This is a genomic window from Pedobacter sp., assembly GCF_039594775.1.
Lineage (GTDB): Bacteria > Bacteroidota > Bacteroidia > Sphingobacteriales > Sphingobacteriaceae > Pedobacter.
This window is the reverse complement of sequence record NZ_JBCNMT010000001.1, coordinates 343,574-361,032: the sequence shown is the minus strand read 5'-3', so window position 1 is coordinate 361,032 and position 17,459 is coordinate 343,574. Positions and strand designations below refer to the sequence as shown.

The 17,459-nt window shown below is 39.3% G+C and carries 21 protein-coding genes; 5 read left to right on the top strand and 16 right to left on the bottom strand.

The genetic code is table 11. From position 1 onward, the window contains the following. Positions 1 to 94: 94 nt before the first annotated feature. From ABDV71_RS01635 to trmB, 3 genes are all read right to left on the bottom strand, one after another. Complete coding sequence (locus tag ABDV71_RS01635; RefSeq protein ID WP_343530678.1) at positions 95 to 436, bottom strand: carboxymuconolactone decarboxylase family protein; 342 nt, start codon at positions 434 to 436, stop codon at positions 95 to 97. Positions 437 to 567: 131 nt separating this feature from the next. After that, positions 568 to 894: an MGMT family protein gene (locus ABDV71_RS01630; protein WP_343530677.1), complete on the bottom strand. Its 327-nt coding sequence runs from the start codon at positions 892 to 894 to the stop codon at positions 568 to 570. A 148-nt stretch (positions 895 to 1,042) separates the two neighbouring features. Then, on the bottom strand, positions 1,043 to 1,693 hold the full coding sequence (gene trmB, locus ABDV71_RS01625; RefSeq protein ID WP_343530676.1) for a tRNA (guanosine(46)-N7)-methyltransferase TrmB: 651 nt from the start codon (positions 1,691 to 1,693) through the stop codon (positions 1,043 to 1,045). A gap of 231 nt (positions 1,694 to 1,924) precedes the next feature. Between trmB and ABDV71_RS01620 the strand changes: the two genes are divergently transcribed. Both ABDV71_RS01620 and ABDV71_RS01615 read left to right on the top strand, forming a co-directional pair. After that, entirely contained in the window at positions 1,925 to 4,243 is a 2,319-nt protein-coding gene (locus tag ABDV71_RS01620; RefSeq protein WP_343530675.1) for a TonB-dependent receptor, read from the top strand. Between the two features lie 11 nt (positions 4,244 to 4,254). Next, positions 4,255 to 5,061 (top strand): DUF4249 domain-containing protein, encoded by an 807-nt coding sequence (locus ABDV71_RS01615; RefSeq protein ID WP_343530674.1) that lies wholly within the window; start codon positions 4,255 to 4,257, stop codon positions 5,059 to 5,061. A gap of 14 nt (positions 5,062 to 5,075) precedes the next feature. On the opposite strand, the gene ABDV71_RS01610 is transcribed toward ABDV71_RS01615, so the two are convergent. Both ABDV71_RS01610 and ABDV71_RS01605 read right to left on the bottom strand, forming a co-directional pair. Then, on the bottom strand, positions 5,076 to 5,657 hold the full coding sequence (locus ABDV71_RS01610; protein WP_343530673.1) for a hypothetical protein: 582 nt from the start codon (positions 5,655 to 5,657) through the stop codon (positions 5,076 to 5,078). Further along, positions 5,648 to 5,926, bottom strand: coding sequence for a hypothetical protein (locus tag ABDV71_RS01605; protein ID WP_343530672.1), 279 nt, complete (start codon positions 5,924 to 5,926; stop codon positions 5,648 to 5,650). Before ABDV71_RS01605 ends, ABDV71_RS01610 begins: the two co-directional genes overlap by 10 nt. Positions 5,927 to 6,131: 205 nt before the next feature. On the opposite strand from ABDV71_RS01605, the gene ABDV71_RS01600 reads away from it, so the two are divergent. Next, entirely contained in the window at positions 6,132 to 7,064 is a 933-nt protein-coding gene (locus ABDV71_RS01600; RefSeq protein WP_343530671.1) for a LysR substrate-binding domain-containing protein, read from the top strand. A gap of 22 nt (positions 7,065 to 7,086) precedes the next feature. Here ABDV71_RS01600 and ABDV71_RS01595 read toward each other — a convergent pair whose 3' ends face one another. The 6 genes from ABDV71_RS01595 to ABDV71_RS01570 form a co-directional block, all read right to left on the bottom strand. After that, on the bottom strand, positions 7,087 to 7,980 hold the full coding sequence (locus ABDV71_RS01595; RefSeq protein WP_343530670.1) for a hypothetical protein: 894 nt from the start codon (positions 7,978 to 7,980) through the stop codon (positions 7,087 to 7,089). After that, positions 7,977 to 8,360 (bottom strand): DUF2784 domain-containing protein, encoded by a 384-nt coding sequence (locus ABDV71_RS01590; RefSeq protein ID WP_343530669.1) that lies wholly within the window; start codon positions 8,358 to 8,360, stop codon positions 7,977 to 7,979. Before ABDV71_RS01590 ends, ABDV71_RS01595 begins: the two co-directional genes overlap by 4 nt. Continuing rightward, positions 8,357 to 8,803 (bottom strand): hypothetical protein, encoded by a 447-nt coding sequence (locus ABDV71_RS01585; protein ID WP_343530668.1) that lies wholly within the window; start codon positions 8,801 to 8,803, stop codon positions 8,357 to 8,359. Before ABDV71_RS01585 ends, ABDV71_RS01590 begins: the two co-directional genes overlap by 4 nt. A 147-nt stretch (positions 8,804 to 8,950) precedes the next feature. Continuing rightward, on the bottom strand, positions 8,951 to 9,565 hold the full coding sequence (locus ABDV71_RS01580; RefSeq protein WP_343530667.1) for a superoxide dismutase: 615 nt from the start codon (positions 9,563 to 9,565) through the stop codon (positions 8,951 to 8,953). An 84-nt stretch (positions 9,566 to 9,649) separates the two neighbouring features. Beyond that, positions 9,650 to 10,123, bottom strand: coding sequence for a nucleoside deaminase (locus ABDV71_RS01575; protein ID WP_343530666.1), 474 nt, complete (start codon positions 10,121 to 10,123; stop codon positions 9,650 to 9,652). Positions 10,124 to 10,192: 69 nt separating this feature from the next. Then, positions 10,193 to 10,528, bottom strand: a complete 336-nt coding sequence (locus tag ABDV71_RS01570) for a tRNA-binding protein (protein ID WP_343530665.1) — start codon at positions 10,526 to 10,528, stop codon at positions 10,193 to 10,195. Positions 10,529 to 10,656: 128 nt separating this feature from the next. Between ABDV71_RS01570 and ABDV71_RS01565 the strand changes: the two genes are divergently transcribed. Together ABDV71_RS01565 and ABDV71_RS01560 are read left to right on the top strand one after the other, a co-directional pair. Next, the gene (locus tag ABDV71_RS01565) at positions 10,657 to 11,844 is read left to right on the top strand and encodes a class I SAM-dependent rRNA methyltransferase (RefSeq protein WP_343530664.1); all 1,188 of its coding nucleotides are present in this window, start codon (positions 10,657 to 10,659) and stop codon (positions 11,842 to 11,844) included. A gap of 57 nt (positions 11,845 to 11,901) precedes the next feature. After that, a complete protein-coding gene (locus ABDV71_RS01560; RefSeq protein ID WP_343530663.1) occupies positions 11,902 to 12,801 on the top strand; it encodes a bestrophin family ion channel in 900 nt (299 codons plus the stop codon). Between the two features lie 288 nt (positions 12,802 to 13,089). Here ABDV71_RS01560 and ABDV71_RS01555 read toward each other — a convergent pair whose 3' ends face one another. From ABDV71_RS01555 to ABDV71_RS01535, 5 genes are all read right to left on the bottom strand, one after another. Next, positions 13,090 to 13,341 (bottom strand): DUF6814 family protein, encoded by a 252-nt coding sequence (locus ABDV71_RS01555; RefSeq protein WP_343530662.1) that lies wholly within the window; start codon positions 13,339 to 13,341, stop codon positions 13,090 to 13,092. Between the two features lie 3 nt (positions 13,342 to 13,344). Beyond that, complete coding sequence (locus ABDV71_RS01550; protein WP_343530661.1) at positions 13,345 to 14,934, bottom strand: MFS transporter; 1,590 nt, start codon at positions 14,932 to 14,934, stop codon at positions 13,345 to 13,347. Between the two features lie 79 nt (positions 14,935 to 15,013). Continuing rightward, positions 15,014 to 15,775, bottom strand: a complete 762-nt coding sequence (locus tag ABDV71_RS01545; RefSeq protein ID WP_343530660.1) for an SDR family oxidoreductase — start codon at positions 15,773 to 15,775, stop codon at positions 15,014 to 15,016. A gap of 63 nt (positions 15,776 to 15,838) precedes the next feature. Then, on the bottom strand, positions 15,839 to 16,222 hold the full coding sequence (locus ABDV71_RS01540) for an AraC family transcriptional regulator (RefSeq protein WP_343530659.1): 384 nt from the start codon (positions 16,220 to 16,222) through the stop codon (positions 15,839 to 15,841). A 53-nt stretch (positions 16,223 to 16,275) separates the two neighbouring features. After that, positions 16,276 to 17,331, bottom strand: a complete 1,056-nt coding sequence (locus ABDV71_RS01535) for a nucleoid-associated protein (protein ID WP_343530658.1) — start codon at positions 17,329 to 17,331, stop codon at positions 16,276 to 16,278. Between the last annotated feature and the right edge of the window lie 128 nt (positions 17,332 to 17,459).

Genomic DNA, 17,459 nt, shown 5'->3' with positions numbered 1-17,459 from the left:
AGTTGCGATTTCAGATTTACGAACTACGATCTATGGCAAGACTTACGAAGTTTTTAAAACTTCGTAAGTCTGTAAAAAGGAAGTCTGTAAAAAATTATTGCTGCAAATCATCCCAAAACTCTACGGCTCTGCGATAGTGTGGAATGACAATAGAGCCGCCAACCAAATTGGCAATCATGAAAATTTCGTTCATTTCGTCGTTGGTAACCCCTTCATTGTAGCATTTTTCCAAATGGTATTTAATGCAGTCGTCACACCTTAAAACCATAGATGCTACTAAGCCTAGCATTTCTTTTGTCTTTACGTTCAAGGCTCCTTCGGCGTAAGAGGTGGTATCCAATGCAAAGAAACGTTTGATGTTGGTATTGGCGGTTTCCATTACCCTATCGTTCATTTTGGTACGATAGCTGTTAAATTCTTCTACTAATTTTCCCATGGTTATAATGTTGAATGACTGAGTTTTGAATGATTAAATGTTTGGCTGTTATTTTTGTTGATTAGTTGTTTGGTTTTTTTGTTGGTTAGATTTCCAAAAAACTAAAAAAACCAACCACCCAAAAAACTACACTATATTTCCTGCAAAGGGTCCCAAAACACTTTTTTGAAGTTCTTTATCTTGTCGTTTACTACCGTTATTCCTTCTTTTTCCAGTAGCTCCTGCATCAATGTTGGAGGTGAAAAGTGAAACCTGCCTGTTAGCAGGCCGCTACTGTTTACAACCCTATGGGCTGGAATTTTAGGACTGGCAGAGCCGGCGTAGGCCATGGCGTGACCTACCATTCTTGAAGATTTGGCTGCGCCCAAGGCTTTGGCTATGGCACCATATGAAGTAACTCTTCCCTTTGGGATCAGCCTTACTACTTCATAAACTTGTTCATAGAAATTGGCATCCATTTTAATTGAAAAGTTTAAACCTAGTGTGCTCGTCATTTCGATCGCAGAGAGAATTGAAAATCAGCGGAGCTAAATCTAGCAAAATGCATATTTTAAAGCTATTCGTTAGATTTTTCCTCATTCTTCGTTTGAAATGACGGATAGTTGGCTAATTAAAAGAAAACTGAATATAATTAATGTTTTTGTCCTTTTTAAGATAGATGTTTTCGTAATGCGTTTTGATGGAAAGTACTTCGTCTACCAAATCAGATTGGTACAAATGATCAGTGTCTTTATGGGTGAGCAATTCTAGTTCCGCTACTTTTTCCTTAGTATAGCCATACAAACCGTCGTTATCTGTTTTAAGGTTAATCTTCCCTCCATCACGGAGCAAGACCTTATATTTGGATAAGAAGAACGGAGAAGTTAAGCGCTTGCGCTCTCTACTGATTTGGGGCTGAGGATCGGCAAAAGTGATCCAAATTTCATCAATTTCTTTTTCATCAAAATACTCAAGCAAGTCTTCAATTTGTATACGTAGAAAAGCTAAGTTAGTAATGCCTTCTTCTACTCCGGTTTTGGCCCCACGCCAAATCCTGTTTCCTTTTAAATCTACGCCAATAAAGTTTTTTTCAGGAAATAACCTTGCAAGGTTAACGGCATATTCGCCTTTGCCACAAGCCAATTCCACTACAACGGGATGGTCGTTTTTAAAATGATCTTTCGCCCATTTTCCCTTTAAAACTTTTCCTGCCTCTAACTGATATACGTTTGGAAAGGTGTTGATTTCAGCAAACTTTCTTAATTTATCTTTTCCCACTTTCAAAAATTAATGCACAAAAATAAGATTTAATTGTCTATTTCGTTCTCCATGCGAAGTAACTATTACGGAAAAAGAGGGTCTTAATAAGAAATTTAACGTTTTATTAAGATTTACGTGCCTATAAACTATTTAACTTGCGAAAAAAATTAATGACTGCATAGGGGTATGTACAGTTCTTGCTGTCATATCATTAAAAACCATTCATTAACAACAAACCCCAACACATAAATGACATCGAAAATTTTTAAACTACTCGTTCCTCTACTCTTCATCTGCTTTTTATCCTTTGCTCAACAAACTTTTAAAATTTCTGGTCGTGTGAAATCTTCTGATGGCGCTATTGAGGCAGCTACCATTCACATTGTGGAAGAAAAACGTAATATCATGACCGATAGCCTTGGCTATTACGAGGTAGAACTTAAAGCCGGGAATTATACCTTTTTGATCAGTGCCGTAGGAATGAACTCTCTACGTAAATCAGTAAAGGCGAACAAAAACCACGAGGTTGATTTTCAGCTGGAAGACAGTGCCAACAATCTTGATGAGATCGTGATTTCTACCACAAGAGATGACCGAAGCTTGGCCAGTCCTCAAATGGGTGCTGAGCGCTTGACCATGAAAACCATTAAAAATATTCCACTTATTTTTGGTGAAAGGGATGTGATGAAAGCCATCCAATTATTGCCCGGAATTAAATCGGCAGGAGAAGGAGGTGCCGGTATTTATGTGCGTGGTGGGGCGGCAGATCAAAACTTGGTGTTAATGGATGATGTTCCGGTTTACAACGCAGCGCACCTGTTGGGGTTTTTCTCCACCTTTAACCCCGATGCGGTAGAAGATATTACCGTTTACAAAACAGGTATGCCGTCGCAATATGGTGGTCGCCTATCCTCGGTACTAGATATCAAAATGCGACAAGGCGACGCCGAGAAGTTTTCGGCTTCAGGAGGCATTGGCTTAATTTCATCTAAACTTACCTTGGAAGGCCCCATCCAAAAGGAAAAGTCTTCTTTTCTGGTGTCTGCCCGAAGAACCTATGTCGACGCACTATTGAGGTTATCACCTGATAGTACCATTAATCAAAACACCATGTATTTCTATGATATAAATGGTAGGGCCGATTTTCAGTTGGGAGAAAATGACAAGCTGGTTTTCAGTGGTTATTTGGGCAGCGATAAACTGGGGATAGCCAAAACCTTTGGGCTAACCTGGGGAAATGCCATTGCAAGTGCACAATGGAAACACCTGTATTCTTCAAAATTGAACTCAACCACTACGGCCTCATTTACCCGCTATCAAAATAAGATCCAGATCAACACTGGGATTGATAATGTACAGATTTATTCGCAATTGAATGATTGGGCCTTAAAACACAACTTTTTTTGGCAGGCTTCTGATAAAAACTTGGTGAAGTTTGGTTTTAACTCTATTTATCACAAGGTTACTCCAGGTGAAATCAGTTCGGAAGGGGCTTCGAGCTATAACTCCGTGAACTATCAGAAAAGATTTTCATTGGAAAATGCAATCTTCGCATCAAGCGATTGGCAAGCAACTGACAAACTTAACATTGGCTTTGGTGTGCGTTTAACAGGTTTCAGCGTATTGGGGGGTGGCGATTTCTTAACCGTTGATCCTAATGGCAATGTGATTAATTCAACCTATTATAAAAAGGGCGAAGTGGTAAAAACCTATCTGAATTTAGAGCCACGTTTGTCATTAAGCTACCTGTTGAATGAGCAAAGTTCTGTAAAAGCATCGTATGTAAGAAACGCACAGAACATGCACATGATTTCCAATTCTACGTCGAGCAGACCAAGCGACAAATGGTTGCCAAGTTCTTTGATGGTAAAACCTGAAGTTTCTGACCAGTTTGCCGTAGGGTACTACAGAAATTTATTTAACAATGCCTTTGAGTTGAACGTAGAAAGCTATTACAAAAGTATGGACAACCAGATTGATTATCGTGATGGCGCCGAAACCTTTAACTCTGATAATATTGAAACTCAGTTATTGTATGGCATTGGCAGGGCTTATGGTTTAGAGGTCTTGTTTAAAAAGAAGAAAGGAGATTTTACAGGTTGGTTAAGCTATACACTTTCTAAAACCGAAAGACAGATTGATGGTATTAATGGCGGTAACTGGTACAATGCCCGTCAGGACCGTACCCATGAAGTTGCTTTGGTAGGTTCTTATCAATTAAATAAGAGATGGAGCTTATCAGCCTCGTGGATTTACTATACTGGTGATGCCATAACCTTCCCTACTGGAAAGTATAATATGGATGGCCAAGTATTCTTTTACTATACGGATAGAAACACTTATCGTATGCCATCTTATCACCGTTTAGATTTGGGGGCTAACCTTCAACTGAAAAAGAGAAAGAACTTTAGCTCAGAATTGTCCTTTAGCTTATACAACGCTTATGGTCGGAAAAATGCCTATACAATTACCTTCCGCGAAGCGGAAAACGATCCGTCGAGGACAGAAGTGGTACGTACTACCTTGTTTCAGTTCTTGCCTTCTGTTTCTTATAATTTCAAATTTTAAACTTCTCTGAAATGAATAACTTAAGATATATCTTTTCCCTAATTGCAATAGTGGTTTGCCTTTCTTCATGTGAGGATGTTATTGACCTTAAATTAGATACCGCTGCTGAAAAATATGTAATTGAAGCCAATTTGACCGATCAGGCCAACGGTACAAGGGTGCTCATTAGTAAAACCAAGAGTTTTAAAAGCACCAATGATTTTGCAGGTGTTTCAGGTGCCGTAGTAGAAATAGAAGACCAACAAGGAAACATTACCCGTATTACCGAAAGCACTAATAAAGGTGTTTATACCCATGCCACCTTAAAGGGAATACCAACGCAAACCTATAAACTGAAAATAACGATTGGCACCGAGGTGTTTACTTCTACTTGCGTAATGCCGGCGGTAGTCCCTTTGGAAGATGTTTACCAATTTGAGCTGAGCTTGTTTGACGGACCTAGGATATTCACACATGTAAAGTATACCGATCCCATTGGCGTGAAAAACTTCTATCGCTTTATCGAATATAAAAACAGTGTTTACACCAAGTCTATCATGGCTTCAAATGATGAATTTACGGATGGGAAGCAGGTGAACCAAACCATTTTTCCTTATGAGTTTACTGATGAAACCAAACTCAAAAAGGGGGATAAAATCAAGCTAGAGTTTTTAACTATTGATGAGCCTGTTTACAAATATTGGTTCAGCGTAGATAACGGCGCACAAGGCGGTGGCGATAGTGCGGCACCTGTTAACCCGGTAACCAACATTAAAGGCGGGGCGATAGGTTATTTTAGTGCACACACTATACAAAGCAAAGAATACACCGTTAAGTAAGTCTTTTCAAGAAATTACTTCGCACCATTCCAAATGTCCACGGGGATTGCATCCTCGCAAGGGCATTTGGATTTATTCACGGTAATCAGCTTCATCGAGGAAGCCACTTTTGAAGCGTACTCCTTAAATCCTTCCTCATTCATACTGCTGCGGGCCATTGCTGCCGCTGCGCAAAAAGACCACAACTGAGCATCCTTTTTATCGCTTAACATCTTAGCTTTATACTTTTCGGCAAGTGCAAAATAGGTATTGAACTGCTCATTGGAAGCTGTTGTATTCTTGCTGCTGAGCGTAAGCGTATAGCGACTGCTATTGGCCGCAGGTTTAAAGGTTTGTATGGTTGTTGGGCTCATCACCTCTATCCTATAGTCGATTTTATTGGTAGGATGAATAAACTGGAATACATTTCCTTCAAGCTTGTGGTATACCGACGTGCGGTTAGGTTCAATTAAGGTAAGTTCCTTGTCAGCAAAATTAATAGTAACCGTATAATAACCATCCTCGGTGGTATATTGCCCTGAAGTGAGCTTTATTTGAGCGTTTACACCACCTCCAATAAAGCAAAGTAGTGCAATAGTTAAAAATCTTAAGGACATTGTGCTTTTCTCCTATTTGCTTCCGGAAAATTATCAGCATCATTACAGCCATAAGTACGGGCGTAATACTCCCAGTTGGCTTTACAAGTGGCAGATAAGCGGTTGGGAATTTGAATAGTGTTTTTTCTCCCTGTAGGACAAGTGTAGGAGTAAGTGTAAGTAGAGTTGTCTACTTTTTTTTCCTCCTCAGGCTCCTCTTCAAAAAGCTCGCAGCCAAAAGCAAAAAAGCAGCCGGCCAATAATAGAAATAATTTTTTACTTGTTTTCATGTTAATAAGATTTATTGATATCTCAAAGCTAGGGCTAGTTTAAGCGCTGGCAAATACTCAAAAATGAGTATTTTTAGATTTGTAATTTTGCCTTTGTAATAATGCTTTATGGGAATTTTGACATTATAATTGGTTTTTTTATAGCGAGTGAAGGCAATATTTTCTAAATTTATAGTGTAATGTATATAATATCAATTTTAACTATATGACACTCGTCCAGCTTGAATATATTGTTGCCGTTGACACTTATCGCAGTTTTGTAAGTGCCGCAGAGAAATGTTTTGTAACCCAACCGACCTTGAGTATGCAAATACAAAAGCTAGAGGAATTTCTCAATGTCAAGATTTTTGATCGTAGCAAGCAGCCCGTAACCCCAACAGAAATAGGCTCTCAGATTATTGAACAGGCAAGGATTGTGCTTCAAGAGAACAGCAAGATCAAGGAGATTATCAGCAATCAGCAACAAGATATTACTGGAGAGTTAAAAATTGGGATTATTCCTACCATAGCACCTTACTTGTTGCCCGAAGTGATTGCGGCAATGCTAGAAAAGTATCCAGAACTAAAATTGATGATCTGGGAATATACCACCGAAGATATTATTCATCATTTAAAAACAGGGGTAATAGATTGCGGTATTTTGGCGACCCCTTTGGTAGATGCCAACATTGTTGAACAGCCATTATACTATGAAACTTTTGTGGGTTATGTAAGTAAGAACAGTAAATTATTTAAGAAAAAGGCCATTGATGCGGAAGATTTTGAAGAAGAGAATATTTGGTTACTTAACGAAGGCCATTGTATGCGGTCGCAGGTTTTAAATATTTGCCGATCCACCAAGAATAATAAACTACAGGCTTTAACTTATAATACCGGAAGCGTAGAAACACTGATCAGAATGGTAGACGTGAACGATGGTACTACTTTACTTCCCGAACTCTCCTTGCACGATCTGAACAGCAAACAGCTAAACAAGGTTCGTTACTTTAGGTCCCCAGAGCCAGTAAGGGAAATTAGTTTGGTTACCCATAAAAGCTTTGTAAAAAAGAAAATGTTAAATGCCTTGAAGGAGGAAATCTTAACATTGATCCCAAAAGGAATGAAGAATAGGAAGAAAAAAGATGTTGTTGGGATTTAAGCCAATACAATCTGTAATGTGGTTATATATCTAAGTAATCCATGTTTTTCAGCTTATTTGGCTTTAGGTAGATGAATTGACGTTTGGCATCGATGATAAGGTTAAAACGCTTTAAAATATCACCTCCTAATATGCTCATTTTTTGACGACCTATAGCGCCATCAAAAAAGCCGACCGAAATATTCTTAAGATTGAAACGGCCTAAGATAAAATTTGGAAGGATTGCCTTTTTGGTCTTTAATACATTACCATAGGAATCTTTTAACTGTTTTTCGCTGGTGATTTTAAGCTGCTCCGATAGTTTGTTCGTGTTCGAGAATTGATCATCAAATAATATTGAACCCGCATATCCAGAGTGGATTAGGAACTTATTGCTAACGGTGGAATTTCCGAGCTCGCAATTCGCGGATACAAACATCATCTCGTCATGGTAATCAATACTTAGTTTCTGATATTGTCCAATGTCTTTTGGGAGTTCCTCATTAACGGTAATGGTGCTTTTCTCAAAGTTAATGCCCACTACTTTATCTTTAAACAGGTCTAATCCAAATTTACCATCAGTATTCGGACCAGAATTTTTATTTTCCCAAATTGGTGTTTTTGCCCAAGAGAAATTTCCGATCTGTAATTCGTTTCCGCTACTAAACCTAGAAGTATTTCCCGATCCGCCCCAGCTGCTTACGCTGTCGGTTCTTTCAAATCTTACACTCTTGATTTTTCTCAAAGCTTCCTCTGTTAAGGTTACGGACGAGGCCGCCAGATGAAACATCAGGATTGCAGTATCTTTTTTATTGATAATTGTCTTAACGGCGATATTATTATGCGCAGTCAGTTGAAAGGAAATTTGATTGGTTTGGGCAATTGCTTTGTTTACCAAGAAACAAAAAAGGAGGGCAATTATTTTTAGAATCTTCATCGTTGTTTATTAGTCTTTTTCTTATTGAAGAAGTTCATTTTTACCGAGCAAACAATTGCAATTAAAAAGGTTCCCAAGGTAATGATATCAACTGTGGTATCGGGAACGCTAAAACCGACGATGTGATCCAGGTGATATTTTACAAACGAATTGGGCAGGTTAGTCTCTCCCAGTTCCGTTTTAACCTTCCACTGCCATTCGGTAATGGGACAATAGCCTATGCCATACCAAATGCCAAGAACTAGCCAGCAAAATAAGGTAATACCTACAATGTATAGGTGTAGTTTTCTGGTTTTTGGCCAAATCCACACAAATAGGTTAAGGCCAATAATGACAAGATGTAGAGCGGTTAAAAAATAGTCGAGTAGCAGTAGCCTCACGGAGTTCCGCTTCCAGATTTAAGACCTTCAATGCCAACTACTTTTTCCTCTTCTTCACCTTTTTTCTTTTTCTTCTTTTTCTTGGTTGGGTCTACACCATTTAAACGGTCTTCAATTACTTTGTCAAACTCAATAATCTGCTCAGGCTTTAATACCGCTTTAATGTTTTTATTGGTTTCGTTGTTTAAGCGATATAACTTCGACATTTCTTCATCATTGTAACCAGTAGCCTGTTGTTTTTTGCTCAAGGCAATCTGCTCTTTTGCTAAATTATAGGCGTAGTTATAAATAACGCTTTTTTGCGTAGCAGTTAACTTTAAACGAGTTTCCAGTTCGTCTACATTCTTTTTCGCCAGTTCTTCGGGAGTTGGCATTTTTTGTTGGGCCAAGGCAGAACTAACTAGTGCCGAAACAAATAAAAGAGCAGATAAAAACTTTTTCATGGTGCTTTTACTATAGTTTAATGCTGCAATTTAGGAAAAATTTGGGAAACAACTGGGTGGATGACAGTGACAAAAAGATTAAAACGAAAAGCGGGACTATCGTATCCGACGTCCCGCTCTATTGCTTTTCTAAAAAAGAAAATCGAATTATTTACCTAGTGCTTTTTTATAGCGCTCAGCTACAGCATCCCAGTTTACTACATTCCAAATTGCCGCTAGGTAATCAGGGCGTTTATTTTGGTATTTTAAGTAGTAGGCGTGCTCCCAAACATCGATACCGAAAATAGGTGTACCTTTTTGCTCGGCAATATCCATTAAAGGATTGTCTTGGTTAGGCGTAGAAGACACAAACAATTTACCATCTGCACCTACTGAAAGCCAAGCCCAGCCAGAACCAAAACGGGTTGCGCCAGCATCTTGCATTTTTGTTTTCAGGTCAGCAAAAGAACCAAATGTATCATTGATTACTTTAGCTAAATCGCCAGTTGGCTCACCACCTTTATTTGGGCCCAAAACAGTCCAGAATAGAGAGTGGTTATAGTGACCACCACCATTGTTGCGAACTGCAGCAGGGTATTTAGAAATGTTTTTGATGATGTCATCCAAGTTGGCATTTGCTTCTGGTTTGCCCTCCAAAGCCTTGTTTAAGTTGGTAACATAAGCTTGGTGGTGCTTGCCATGGTGAATTTCCATGGTTGCTTTGTCGATATGTGGTTCTAAAGCGTCGGTTGCGTATGCTAACGCAGGTAATTCAAAAGCCATAATATTTATTTTTAAGGTTATTTAAATGTTATCTCTACAAATATAGCAGAGAAAGGTTAAGTTTTATTCAATTGTTTGTCAATATTACTTGCGTTTATTAACAAAAAAAGCCGACATAAGACTACCGCATTCCTCGGCTAAAATCCCTCCTGTTAACAACGTTTTGGGGTGCAAAAGGTTTTGGTTGATTTTGGTAAAGCCTCGCTTTTCTTCTTTGGCACCATAAACAATCCTGCTGATTTGTGTCCAGTAGCTGGCACCAGCACACATTACACAGGGTTCAATGGTCACGTACAAAGTACAATCTTTAAGATATTTGCCGCCTAAGGTTTGTGCTGCGGCAGTAAACGCCTGCATTTCGGCGTGTGCCGTCACATCATTAAGCTGTTCGGTAAGGTTGTAGCCTCTGCCAATTACTTTACCCTTACAAACAATTATAGCACCAATGGGTATTTCCTGCGCATCATAAGCTTTTTTTGCCTCATTGAGCGCTAAGCGCATGAAGTGCTCGTCTTCTTGCTGCGGGTTGGTGTTTTCTTCGAAATTATAGAAGGACATTTGGTTAATTGTTATAACTGTTGGAATTGTTAGCAGATATCATCGGACTTGCGGACTGGCAACTTCTAGCTAAATTAACTTACTACCATTTGGCACTTTTCGCTCTACGCTGCTCAGTACAATATCCCCATTTTCGTCGGCAAAGCCAGTGACCAAAAACTCGCTCATGAACTTGCCAATTTGTTTTTTGGGAAAATTGATTACCCCAACAATCTGGCGGCCAATTAAATCTGATAGGGTATAATGTTTGGTAATTTGCGCACTGCTCATCTTAATGCCAAACTCCCCAAAATCAACTTTTACTTTATAGGCAGGTTTGCGTGCCTCGGGATATTCAAAGGCCTCTATAATGGTGCCTACCCTTAGCTCAACTTTTTCAAAATCATTCCAGCTAATTTCTTCCATGTGGTAAAAATACTATTAAACCGCAAAGGCACGAAAAACACTAAGATTTATTTGGGAAATTAACGTCTTATTTCTTGGAGCTCTTTGCGTCTTTGTGTTTATAGACCTTGTTTTATTACCTTTGCCCTATGGTAGAAATCAAGCTAAAAAAGGGAAAAGAAAAAGCAGTGTATCAACGACATCCTTGGGTGTTTTCTGGCGCTTTGGACAAGGTAAAGGGAAAGCCTGAAAATGGGGATGTAGTAAAGGTATTGGATGCGCAAGGTGAATTTTTAGCCTACGGTTATTATAACGACCAATCACGCGTAGCCATCAGATTGGTGGAATGGGATGAAAGTGTGGGCATTGATGAAGCTTGGTATGCACAAAAAATAAATACTGCCATTGATGGTAGAGCGCATTTGTTGGCAAATGAAGAAACCACAGCTTGCCGTTTGATTTTTAGCGAAGCTGATTTTTTACCTGGGTTGATTGTTGACCGTTATGCAGATTTCCTTTCGGTACAAATATTAAGTTCGGGCATTGAAAAGGCGAAAGAGACGATCATTAAAGTGTTGGTGGAACGTTTAAAACCCAAAGGAATTTTTGATAGAAGTGATGCGACGGCTCGTACCCACGAAGGAATTACCGCCGAAAATGGTTTGCTTTGGGGTGAAAATCCTGCCGAGTTTATTGAAGTAAAAGAGAATGGTATTAAATACCACATCAATATTGCCGAAGGACAAAAATCTGGCTTTTATTGTGACCAACGTGATAACAGGAGCATCTTGGCTTCGTACAGTAAGGGTAAAACCGTGTTGGATTGTTTTAGCTACAGCGGTGGTTTTAGCTTGAATGCTTTTGCCCAAGGTGCTGCCGAAGTGACAAGTGTAGATAGCTCGGCCCTAGCCATTGAAACTTTAAAGCAGAACATCGCATTGAACCAATTTGAGGCTTCTAAGCATATCGCTATCCAAAGTGATGTGAACAAACAGTTGCGCCAATTTAATGATGAGGACAAAAAGTTTGATGTAGTAGTGTTGGACCCGCCAAAGTATGCACCCTCACGTTCGGCTTTGGATAGGGCGGCAAGGGCATACAAAGATTTAAACCGTAGAGGTTTGATGTTGTTGGAAAGTGGTGGTTTGCTAGCTACCTTTTCTTGCTCTGGTGCGGTGGATATTGAAACCTTTAAACAGATTATTGCTTGGGCGGCTTTGGACGCTGGTAAGGAAGTACAGATCATTAAACAATTTTGCCAACCCGAAGATCATCCGGTAAGGTTGTCTTTCCCAGAAGGAGAATATTTAAAGGGATTATTGTTGCGGGTAGTTTAATTTTTGAAAAAATATCTAACTATTTTTCTAATTTGTTGTTAACAAACCAAAAATCCTATGCTTCTTGTCAACAACATTCGACTAAGTAGAATTATCATCAACACATGGTATGTAGATATCATCATGATTGCTTCCTGTATGGGAGCTTACTTTATTCGTGAATATCTCATCGCCTACCACTTTTCAATTCCAACCATTATCCCTACGGTACTGGGGACGGCCATTGCTTTTTTTATTGGTTTTAACAATAACCAAGCTTATGATAGGTGGTGGGAGGCCAGAAAAGTTTGGGGCGGCTTGGTGAACGATTCGCGTTCATTTGCACGTAGCTTGCTCAGCTATGTTCCGCAAAGCGATGAAAATAATGTGATTGTGCAGAAAATGGTCCGTAGGCACATTGCTTTTTTATATGCTTTAAAGGCTAAGTTGCGTGGAACGGTAGATTTGATTTATGTAAAATATTTAGATGAGGAAGAACGCCAACAAGTAGAAAAACAGGCCAATATTCATAATGCCATTTTACATAAACAGTCTGAAGATTTAGAACAGCTTTACAGTGGTGGAAAAATAGATGGCTTTAAGTTTATGCAGATTAACGAATTGCTGGTAAGGTTTAGTGACCAAATGGGCATGAGTGAAAGGATTAAAAACACAGTTTTCCCTACTACTTACAGTTATTTAACCAAGGTTTTTATTTGGCTTTTTGTGGTGACTTTTACTTTGGTAATTAGTCAGGAAATGGGCGTTTGGTCTATTTTTATGGGCTGGATGATTGGTTTTGTGTTTGTGTCTACCCAAATCAATGGGATGAACTTGGTCGACCCTTTTGAAAATAATGTAGCGGGTATTCCTTTAAATCAAATTACCAGGACTATAGAAATTAATTTGCTGCAAATGATGGGCGAAGAGGATGTTCCTCCTCCTATTTTGCCTATTAATGATGAATATGTGCTTTAGTATGCTGCATGGCTGCTTTGCGGTCTTTGCGTATCTTATCCTTTCTTAGCAATTTAATTTACCGCGAAGACTTTATAAAGTAACGTAAAGAGCACAAAGTTTTCCTGAGAATTGAAGGTTTTGAATTTGTTATAGTTACTAGAGATGATACGAGGAACGTCATAGTTAAAGCGTTAGATTTCTCGATTTTACTGTGTTCCGCTCGAAATGACGTCCGGATGTATATTACTTCACAAAAAAGCCCAACGAAAATTAATCCGCTGGGCTTTCAAATAGTGTTGGTCGGTTTTAAAGTTCCTCTGAATTAGTTGGCAGCTCGTCAAATTCGCCCGCTAGCGCATATTTTCCAAAAATCATCAATCCTGCCGCTATTGGAATATAAATGAGCAGAATAATGCCCCATTGGAGGGCCGTGTTGGTTTGGTCAATTCCTGCAGAAGCCGAACTGATTTTGTCCCAAGCTTGCCAAAACATAAATATGGTTGAAAGTGGACCTAATAAGATCCATATAATGCCTAATACTCTTTTTAATGCTTTCATGGTCTAGTCGTTTACGTTTTCGTCTCTTTTGTTAGATAAATAAATGGTGCCTATTACAAAGCAGAGTGCCGCTATACCAATAGGATACCACAGTCCTGATAAAGGTGTAGAACCTTTAAAGCTGGCAATTAGAGTAGCCACAAAAGGCACTAAGCCCCCGAATACGCCATTTCCAATATGATAAGGTAAAGACATAGAAGTATAGCGGATCTTGGTTGGAAAAAGTTCTACTAAAAATGCTGCAATTGGTCCATACACCATGGTCACCAACAATACTTGGAAGAAAATTAATCCTACGAACACCCAAAAATCATTGGAAGCTAGTTTTTTGTCCTTGTAAAGCACTGGAGCATGTCCAATCGCTTTGCTGGCATCAGCATATACGGTGTCTACCTGTACTTTATGGAAAGAAGAACCATCCAACAAACTCACGATGGTTGTGGTGGTTACTAAGCTATCGCCGCGTTCATGTACCGCTGTTTTTACGGCAGTGGATGCATTATGTACGTCTACAATGGGAGCTGCATCATGTATCGCTGTGCGTAAAGTGGTTGGTGCAGAGATTTCTTTGATTTCAGTAGGGGCCACATTGCTTACATCTGTTCGGTCCAAAAACTCTTGGTAAATGGGACGATAGCAAATGACACCTAATAACATCCCCGTAAGCATGATCCATTTTCGGCCAATTTTATCGCTCCAAGCGCCAAATACCACAAAGAATGGCGTGGCAAAGGCAATGCCCCAAAGCAGGATGTATCGTGAATCGTTGAAATCTACCTTACAAGTGTTTTCAATAAAAGATTGTGCATAGAATTGTCCGGTGTACCAGACTACGCCTTGTCCCATAGCTGCACCAAATAGTGCTAACAACACCATTTTAAAGTTCGATTTTTTGCTAAAGCTTTCTTTCAATGGGTTTTTAGAAATATTCCCTTCACTTTTAAGTTTGCTGAATAAAGGTGATTCGTGCATCTTCATACGGATGTAGACCGATACCAAAATCAATACAATCGAAAGTAAGAAAGGAACTCTCCAGCCCCAGTCGGCAAATTGTTCGGCACCGATGATATTTTTGGTGATTACAATTACACCAAGGGAAAGAAATAAGCCCAAGGTTGCAGTGGTTTGTATCCAACTGGTAAAGAACCCGCGTTTGCCTTTTGGAGCATGTTCGGCAACGTAAGTAGCTGCGCCACCATATTCACCACCTAAGGCCAAACCTTGTATTAATCTTAAAATTAAGACTAAAATAGGAGCCGCGTAGCCAATACTTTGATACGAAGGGATTAGGCCAATTAAAAACGTAGAGCCACCCATGAGCACCAAAGTGAGCAAAAAGGTGTATTTACGGCCAATTAAATCACCTAAGCGGCCAAATACTAAAGCGCCAAAGGGCCTTACAATAAAGCCTGCGGCAAAAATAGCTAAAGTGTTGATGAGGGCTGATGCGCCAGCATCTGAAGGAAAAAGTTGGGATCCGATGATGGTGGCCAAACTACCGAAGATGTAGAAGTCGTACCATTCAATGAGCGTCCCCAAAGAGGACGCCCCAATAACTTTGAAAATGTTGTTGGTTTTGGGTTCGTGGTTCATATAAAGGTTAGGTTCAAAATACTAAAACTAATCCTTTAAACTCTAAATCACAACATTTTACTGAAAATATGCTAAGATTCTACAGATGCATGCCACCAGATGCTTCTAGTCGTTGTGCGTTTACCCAGCGAGCTTCCTCGGAACATAGGAATGCAACTACCCCTCCAATATCGTCAGGCAAACCCACTCTTCCTAGTGCCGTATTGGCTGCAATTACTTTGTTCACTTGTTCGTTGTCTCTCACTACACCCCCGCCAAAATCGGTTTCTATGGCTCCAGGAGCAATGGTGTTAACCGCAATTCCTCTTGCGCCTAGTTCTTTCGCTAAATATTTAGTAAGCACTTCAATGGCCCCTTTTAAAGCAGCATAAACGCTATAACCCGGCATCGCAAAACGAGTTAAGCCGGTTGAAACGGTAACAATTCGTCCGCCATCAGCAATTAAGGGTAATAGTTTTTGGGTAAGAAAGTACACTCCCTTGAAATGTATATTCGTTAACAAATCGAATTGTTCCTCGGTAGTTTCGGCAAATGGAGTGTTGATGCCAATGCCCGCATTATTGATCAAAAAATCAAAGCTTGTTCTATTCCATTTCTCATCTAAAACAAGGCTTAATTGTTCGGCAAAGTCTCCAAAAGTTTTTACTTCTCCAACGTTTAATTGTATGGCGGCTGCTTTTCTGCCTAAAAATTCAATGGTGTTTACCACTTCATCAGCCTCTTCTTTTTTACTGTGATAAGTGATGATGACATCATTCCCTTTTTGTGCCAAAGCAATGGCCATATTTTTGCCCAAGCCACGACTTGCGCCCGTAACTAGTGCTATTTTGTGTGTTCCCATGATCATTTTAATTAAATTCTATACAAATATCAAGGCTAGCATGGTTTCAAAAATGGTGACAGTTTAAGTATTTTCCATCAGTTGTTTTCGGTATTGCTTAGGGGTAATCCCTTCAAATGATTTAAAAAACTTGGTGAAATTGGTTGGGTCAGCAAAGGTTAGCCTGAAGCTGATTTCATTGATGGGTTTGTTGGTTTGGCTCAGCATCTTTTTGGCTTCGTCCATTACCCTTTGTTCTGCAAAATGGCAAGGAGAGTAGCCTGTGGTAAGTTTAATGGTATTGCTAAAATGCGTAGGGTGAATAAACAGCTTTGCCGCAAAATCCTTGATATGATACATTTGTTCAGTTCGCCCAAACAAAATGTCTTCAATATGAGTATCAAGCAAGGCGAAAAAATCTTTAGTGATTTCTTCTTTGCGGCTAAGCAGTTTTTTAGGAATTGGCATGTGCTAATTTAACAATAGCACGGGTATGATTTCATAAACGAACTGTCATAAATTTACTGTTCTTCCTTAAAATAAAGTTTATAGCAGTTCATTCCTTTCTCCGCATCGTAGTCTTTCTCTATCATGTCCTTGTTTCCGTGGATGTAGACATGGAAGTTTTTATCCAGTTTCAGGATGCTTTTAAAGTCTTTTGCTTGTTTTTTTACAGCAGCGCTGGAGATATCGAAGCTATCGGCAATTTGAGTGTCGAACTCTTCTTCGTAAGATTGTTTGTAATTTTTAAATAGCTCAATACCCTCTTCGTTGGCAATTACCTCATTGGCAAATTCGTCCATATCAAAGGTTTCTTTCTCCTTAAAATATTTCATCGATCGGTTCAGCAAATCGATTTTGTCTGTCTTTTCAACATCAAACTCTTGATCTAATTTCTCAGTAACGAAGTGCTTGTAGACATCCATTACATTTTGGGTTTGGTTAAAATTGTCATTCCTTACCTTTAACATCAGGAATTGGTCTTTCCAGTAGGCGGCATCTGAAGTACGGCTCGTGGTGTCGATCACAACTACTTTGTAGCCTTCTTCAGCTTCAGTTTTGAAGATCAGGCAACCTTTATCTAATTTATTGATGTTGATGCCTTGCTGTTCATAGCTGATGCCAAAATTGCCATTTTCAGGATAGACCTTGATATAGCTTTCTTTACTTTCTGAGCGAAAAATTCCAATGGCATCATGTAGGTCGCCTTCAATTTGTACGTTTTCAAAGTAACCTACATATAGCTCTCCGCCTTTAACCTTTGGATGGTCTGCCACTTCAAATAGGTAGGTTGCTATGTTTTTACTGTTTTCATGAAACAATCCGCCATCTGCAAATATTTCTGAGGCAAGACGGTATATTTCGTTCGAGTTTAAATCGTTACTGTGCTGCGTAAAGCGATAAACCTCATTTACCTTTTGGAAAGGAGAAAGAAAATATTGCTTTAACAGTTGGTTGAGCATCTCGTCGTCTATGTGCATAGAACTGTCGGAAAGCGAATAATATTCTTCGTTTGTTTTATTGCCAACGTGATGTACAGAAAGCTCTGCTAAATTCGACTCGAAAAAAGATACCATAGTTTTGAATTGAGGAGCAAAGGTATTAAAAAGTCGGCAGTGGAAAAGAGAGAAAGCGAAACGAGCTTCTCTGTGGCTTGGAATAAGCATTTGGCCAGTAAAAAAGGGCTATCGTTTCCGAAGCCCTT

What these genes read in the sequence shown, in the direction of transcription:
- ABDV71_RS01635 (WP_343530678.1), bottom strand. Translation starts at nt 436, where the DNA reads ATGGGAAAATTAGTAGAAGAATTTAACAGCTATCGTACCAAAATGAAC.
- ABDV71_RS01560 (WP_343530663.1), top strand. Translation starts at nt 11,902, where the DNA reads ATGCTTCTTGTCAACAACATTCGACTAAGTAGAATTATCATCAACACA.
- ABDV71_RS01615 (WP_343530674.1), top strand. Translation starts at nt 4,255, where the DNA reads ATGAATAACTTAAGATATATCTTTTCCCTAATTGCAATAGTGGTTTGC.
- ABDV71_RS01605 (WP_343530672.1), bottom strand. Translation starts at nt 5,926, where the DNA reads ATGAAAACAAGTAAAAAATTATTTCTATTATTGGCCGGCTGCTTTTTT.
- ABDV71_RS01620 (WP_343530675.1), top strand. Translation starts at nt 1,925, where the DNA reads ATGACATCGAAAATTTTTAAACTACTCGTTCCTCTACTCTTCATCTGC.
- ABDV71_RS01565 (WP_343530664.1), top strand. Translation starts at nt 10,657, where the DNA reads ATGGTAGAAATCAAGCTAAAAAAGGGAAAAGAAAAAGCAGTGTATCAA.
- ABDV71_RS01555 (WP_343530662.1), bottom strand. Translation starts at nt 13,341, where the DNA reads ATGAAAGCATTAAAAAGAGTATTAGGCATTATATGGATCTTATTAGGT.
- ABDV71_RS01600 (WP_343530671.1), top strand. Translation starts at nt 6,132, where the DNA reads ATGACACTCGTCCAGCTTGAATATATTGTTGCCGTTGACACTTATCGC.
- ABDV71_RS01540 (WP_343530659.1), bottom strand. Translation starts at nt 16,222, where the DNA reads ATGCCAATTCCTAAAAAACTGCTTAGCCGCAAAGAAGAAATCACTAAA.
- ABDV71_RS01575 (WP_343530666.1), bottom strand. Translation starts at nt 10,123, where the DNA reads ATGTCCTTCTATAATTTCGAAGAAAACACCAACCCGCAGCAAGAAGAC.
- ABDV71_RS01610 (WP_343530673.1), bottom strand. Translation starts at nt 5,657, where the DNA reads ATGTCCTTAAGATTTTTAACTATTGCACTACTTTGCTTTATTGGAGGT.
- ABDV71_RS01550 (WP_343530661.1), bottom strand. Translation starts at nt 14,934, where the DNA reads ATGAACCACGAACCCAAAACCAACAACATTTTCAAAGTTATTGGGGCG.
- ABDV71_RS01535 (WP_343530658.1), bottom strand. Translation starts at nt 17,331, where the DNA reads ATGGTATCTTTTTTCGAGTCGAATTTAGCAGAGCTTTCTGTACATCAC.
- ABDV71_RS01580 (WP_343530667.1), bottom strand. Translation starts at nt 9,565, where the DNA reads ATGGCTTTTGAATTACCTGCGTTAGCATACGCAACCGACGCTTTAGAA.
- ABDV71_RS01585 (WP_343530668.1), bottom strand. Translation starts at nt 8,803, where the DNA reads ATGAAAAAGTTTTTATCTGCTCTTTTATTTGTTTCGGCACTAGTTAGT.
- ABDV71_RS01595 (WP_343530670.1), bottom strand. Translation starts at nt 7,980, where the DNA reads ATGAAGATTCTAAAAATAATTGCCCTCCTTTTTTGTTTCTTGGTAAAC.
- ABDV71_RS01545 (WP_343530660.1), bottom strand. Translation starts at nt 15,775, where the DNA reads ATGGGAACACACAAAATAGCACTAGTTACGGGCGCAAGTCGTGGCTTG.
- ABDV71_RS01570 (WP_343530665.1), bottom strand. Translation starts at nt 10,528, where the DNA reads ATGGAAGAAATTAGCTGGAATGATTTTGAAAAAGTTGAGCTAAGGGTA.
- ABDV71_RS01630 (WP_343530677.1), bottom strand. Translation starts at nt 894, where the DNA reads ATGGATGCCAATTTCTATGAACAAGTTTATGAAGTAGTAAGGCTGATC.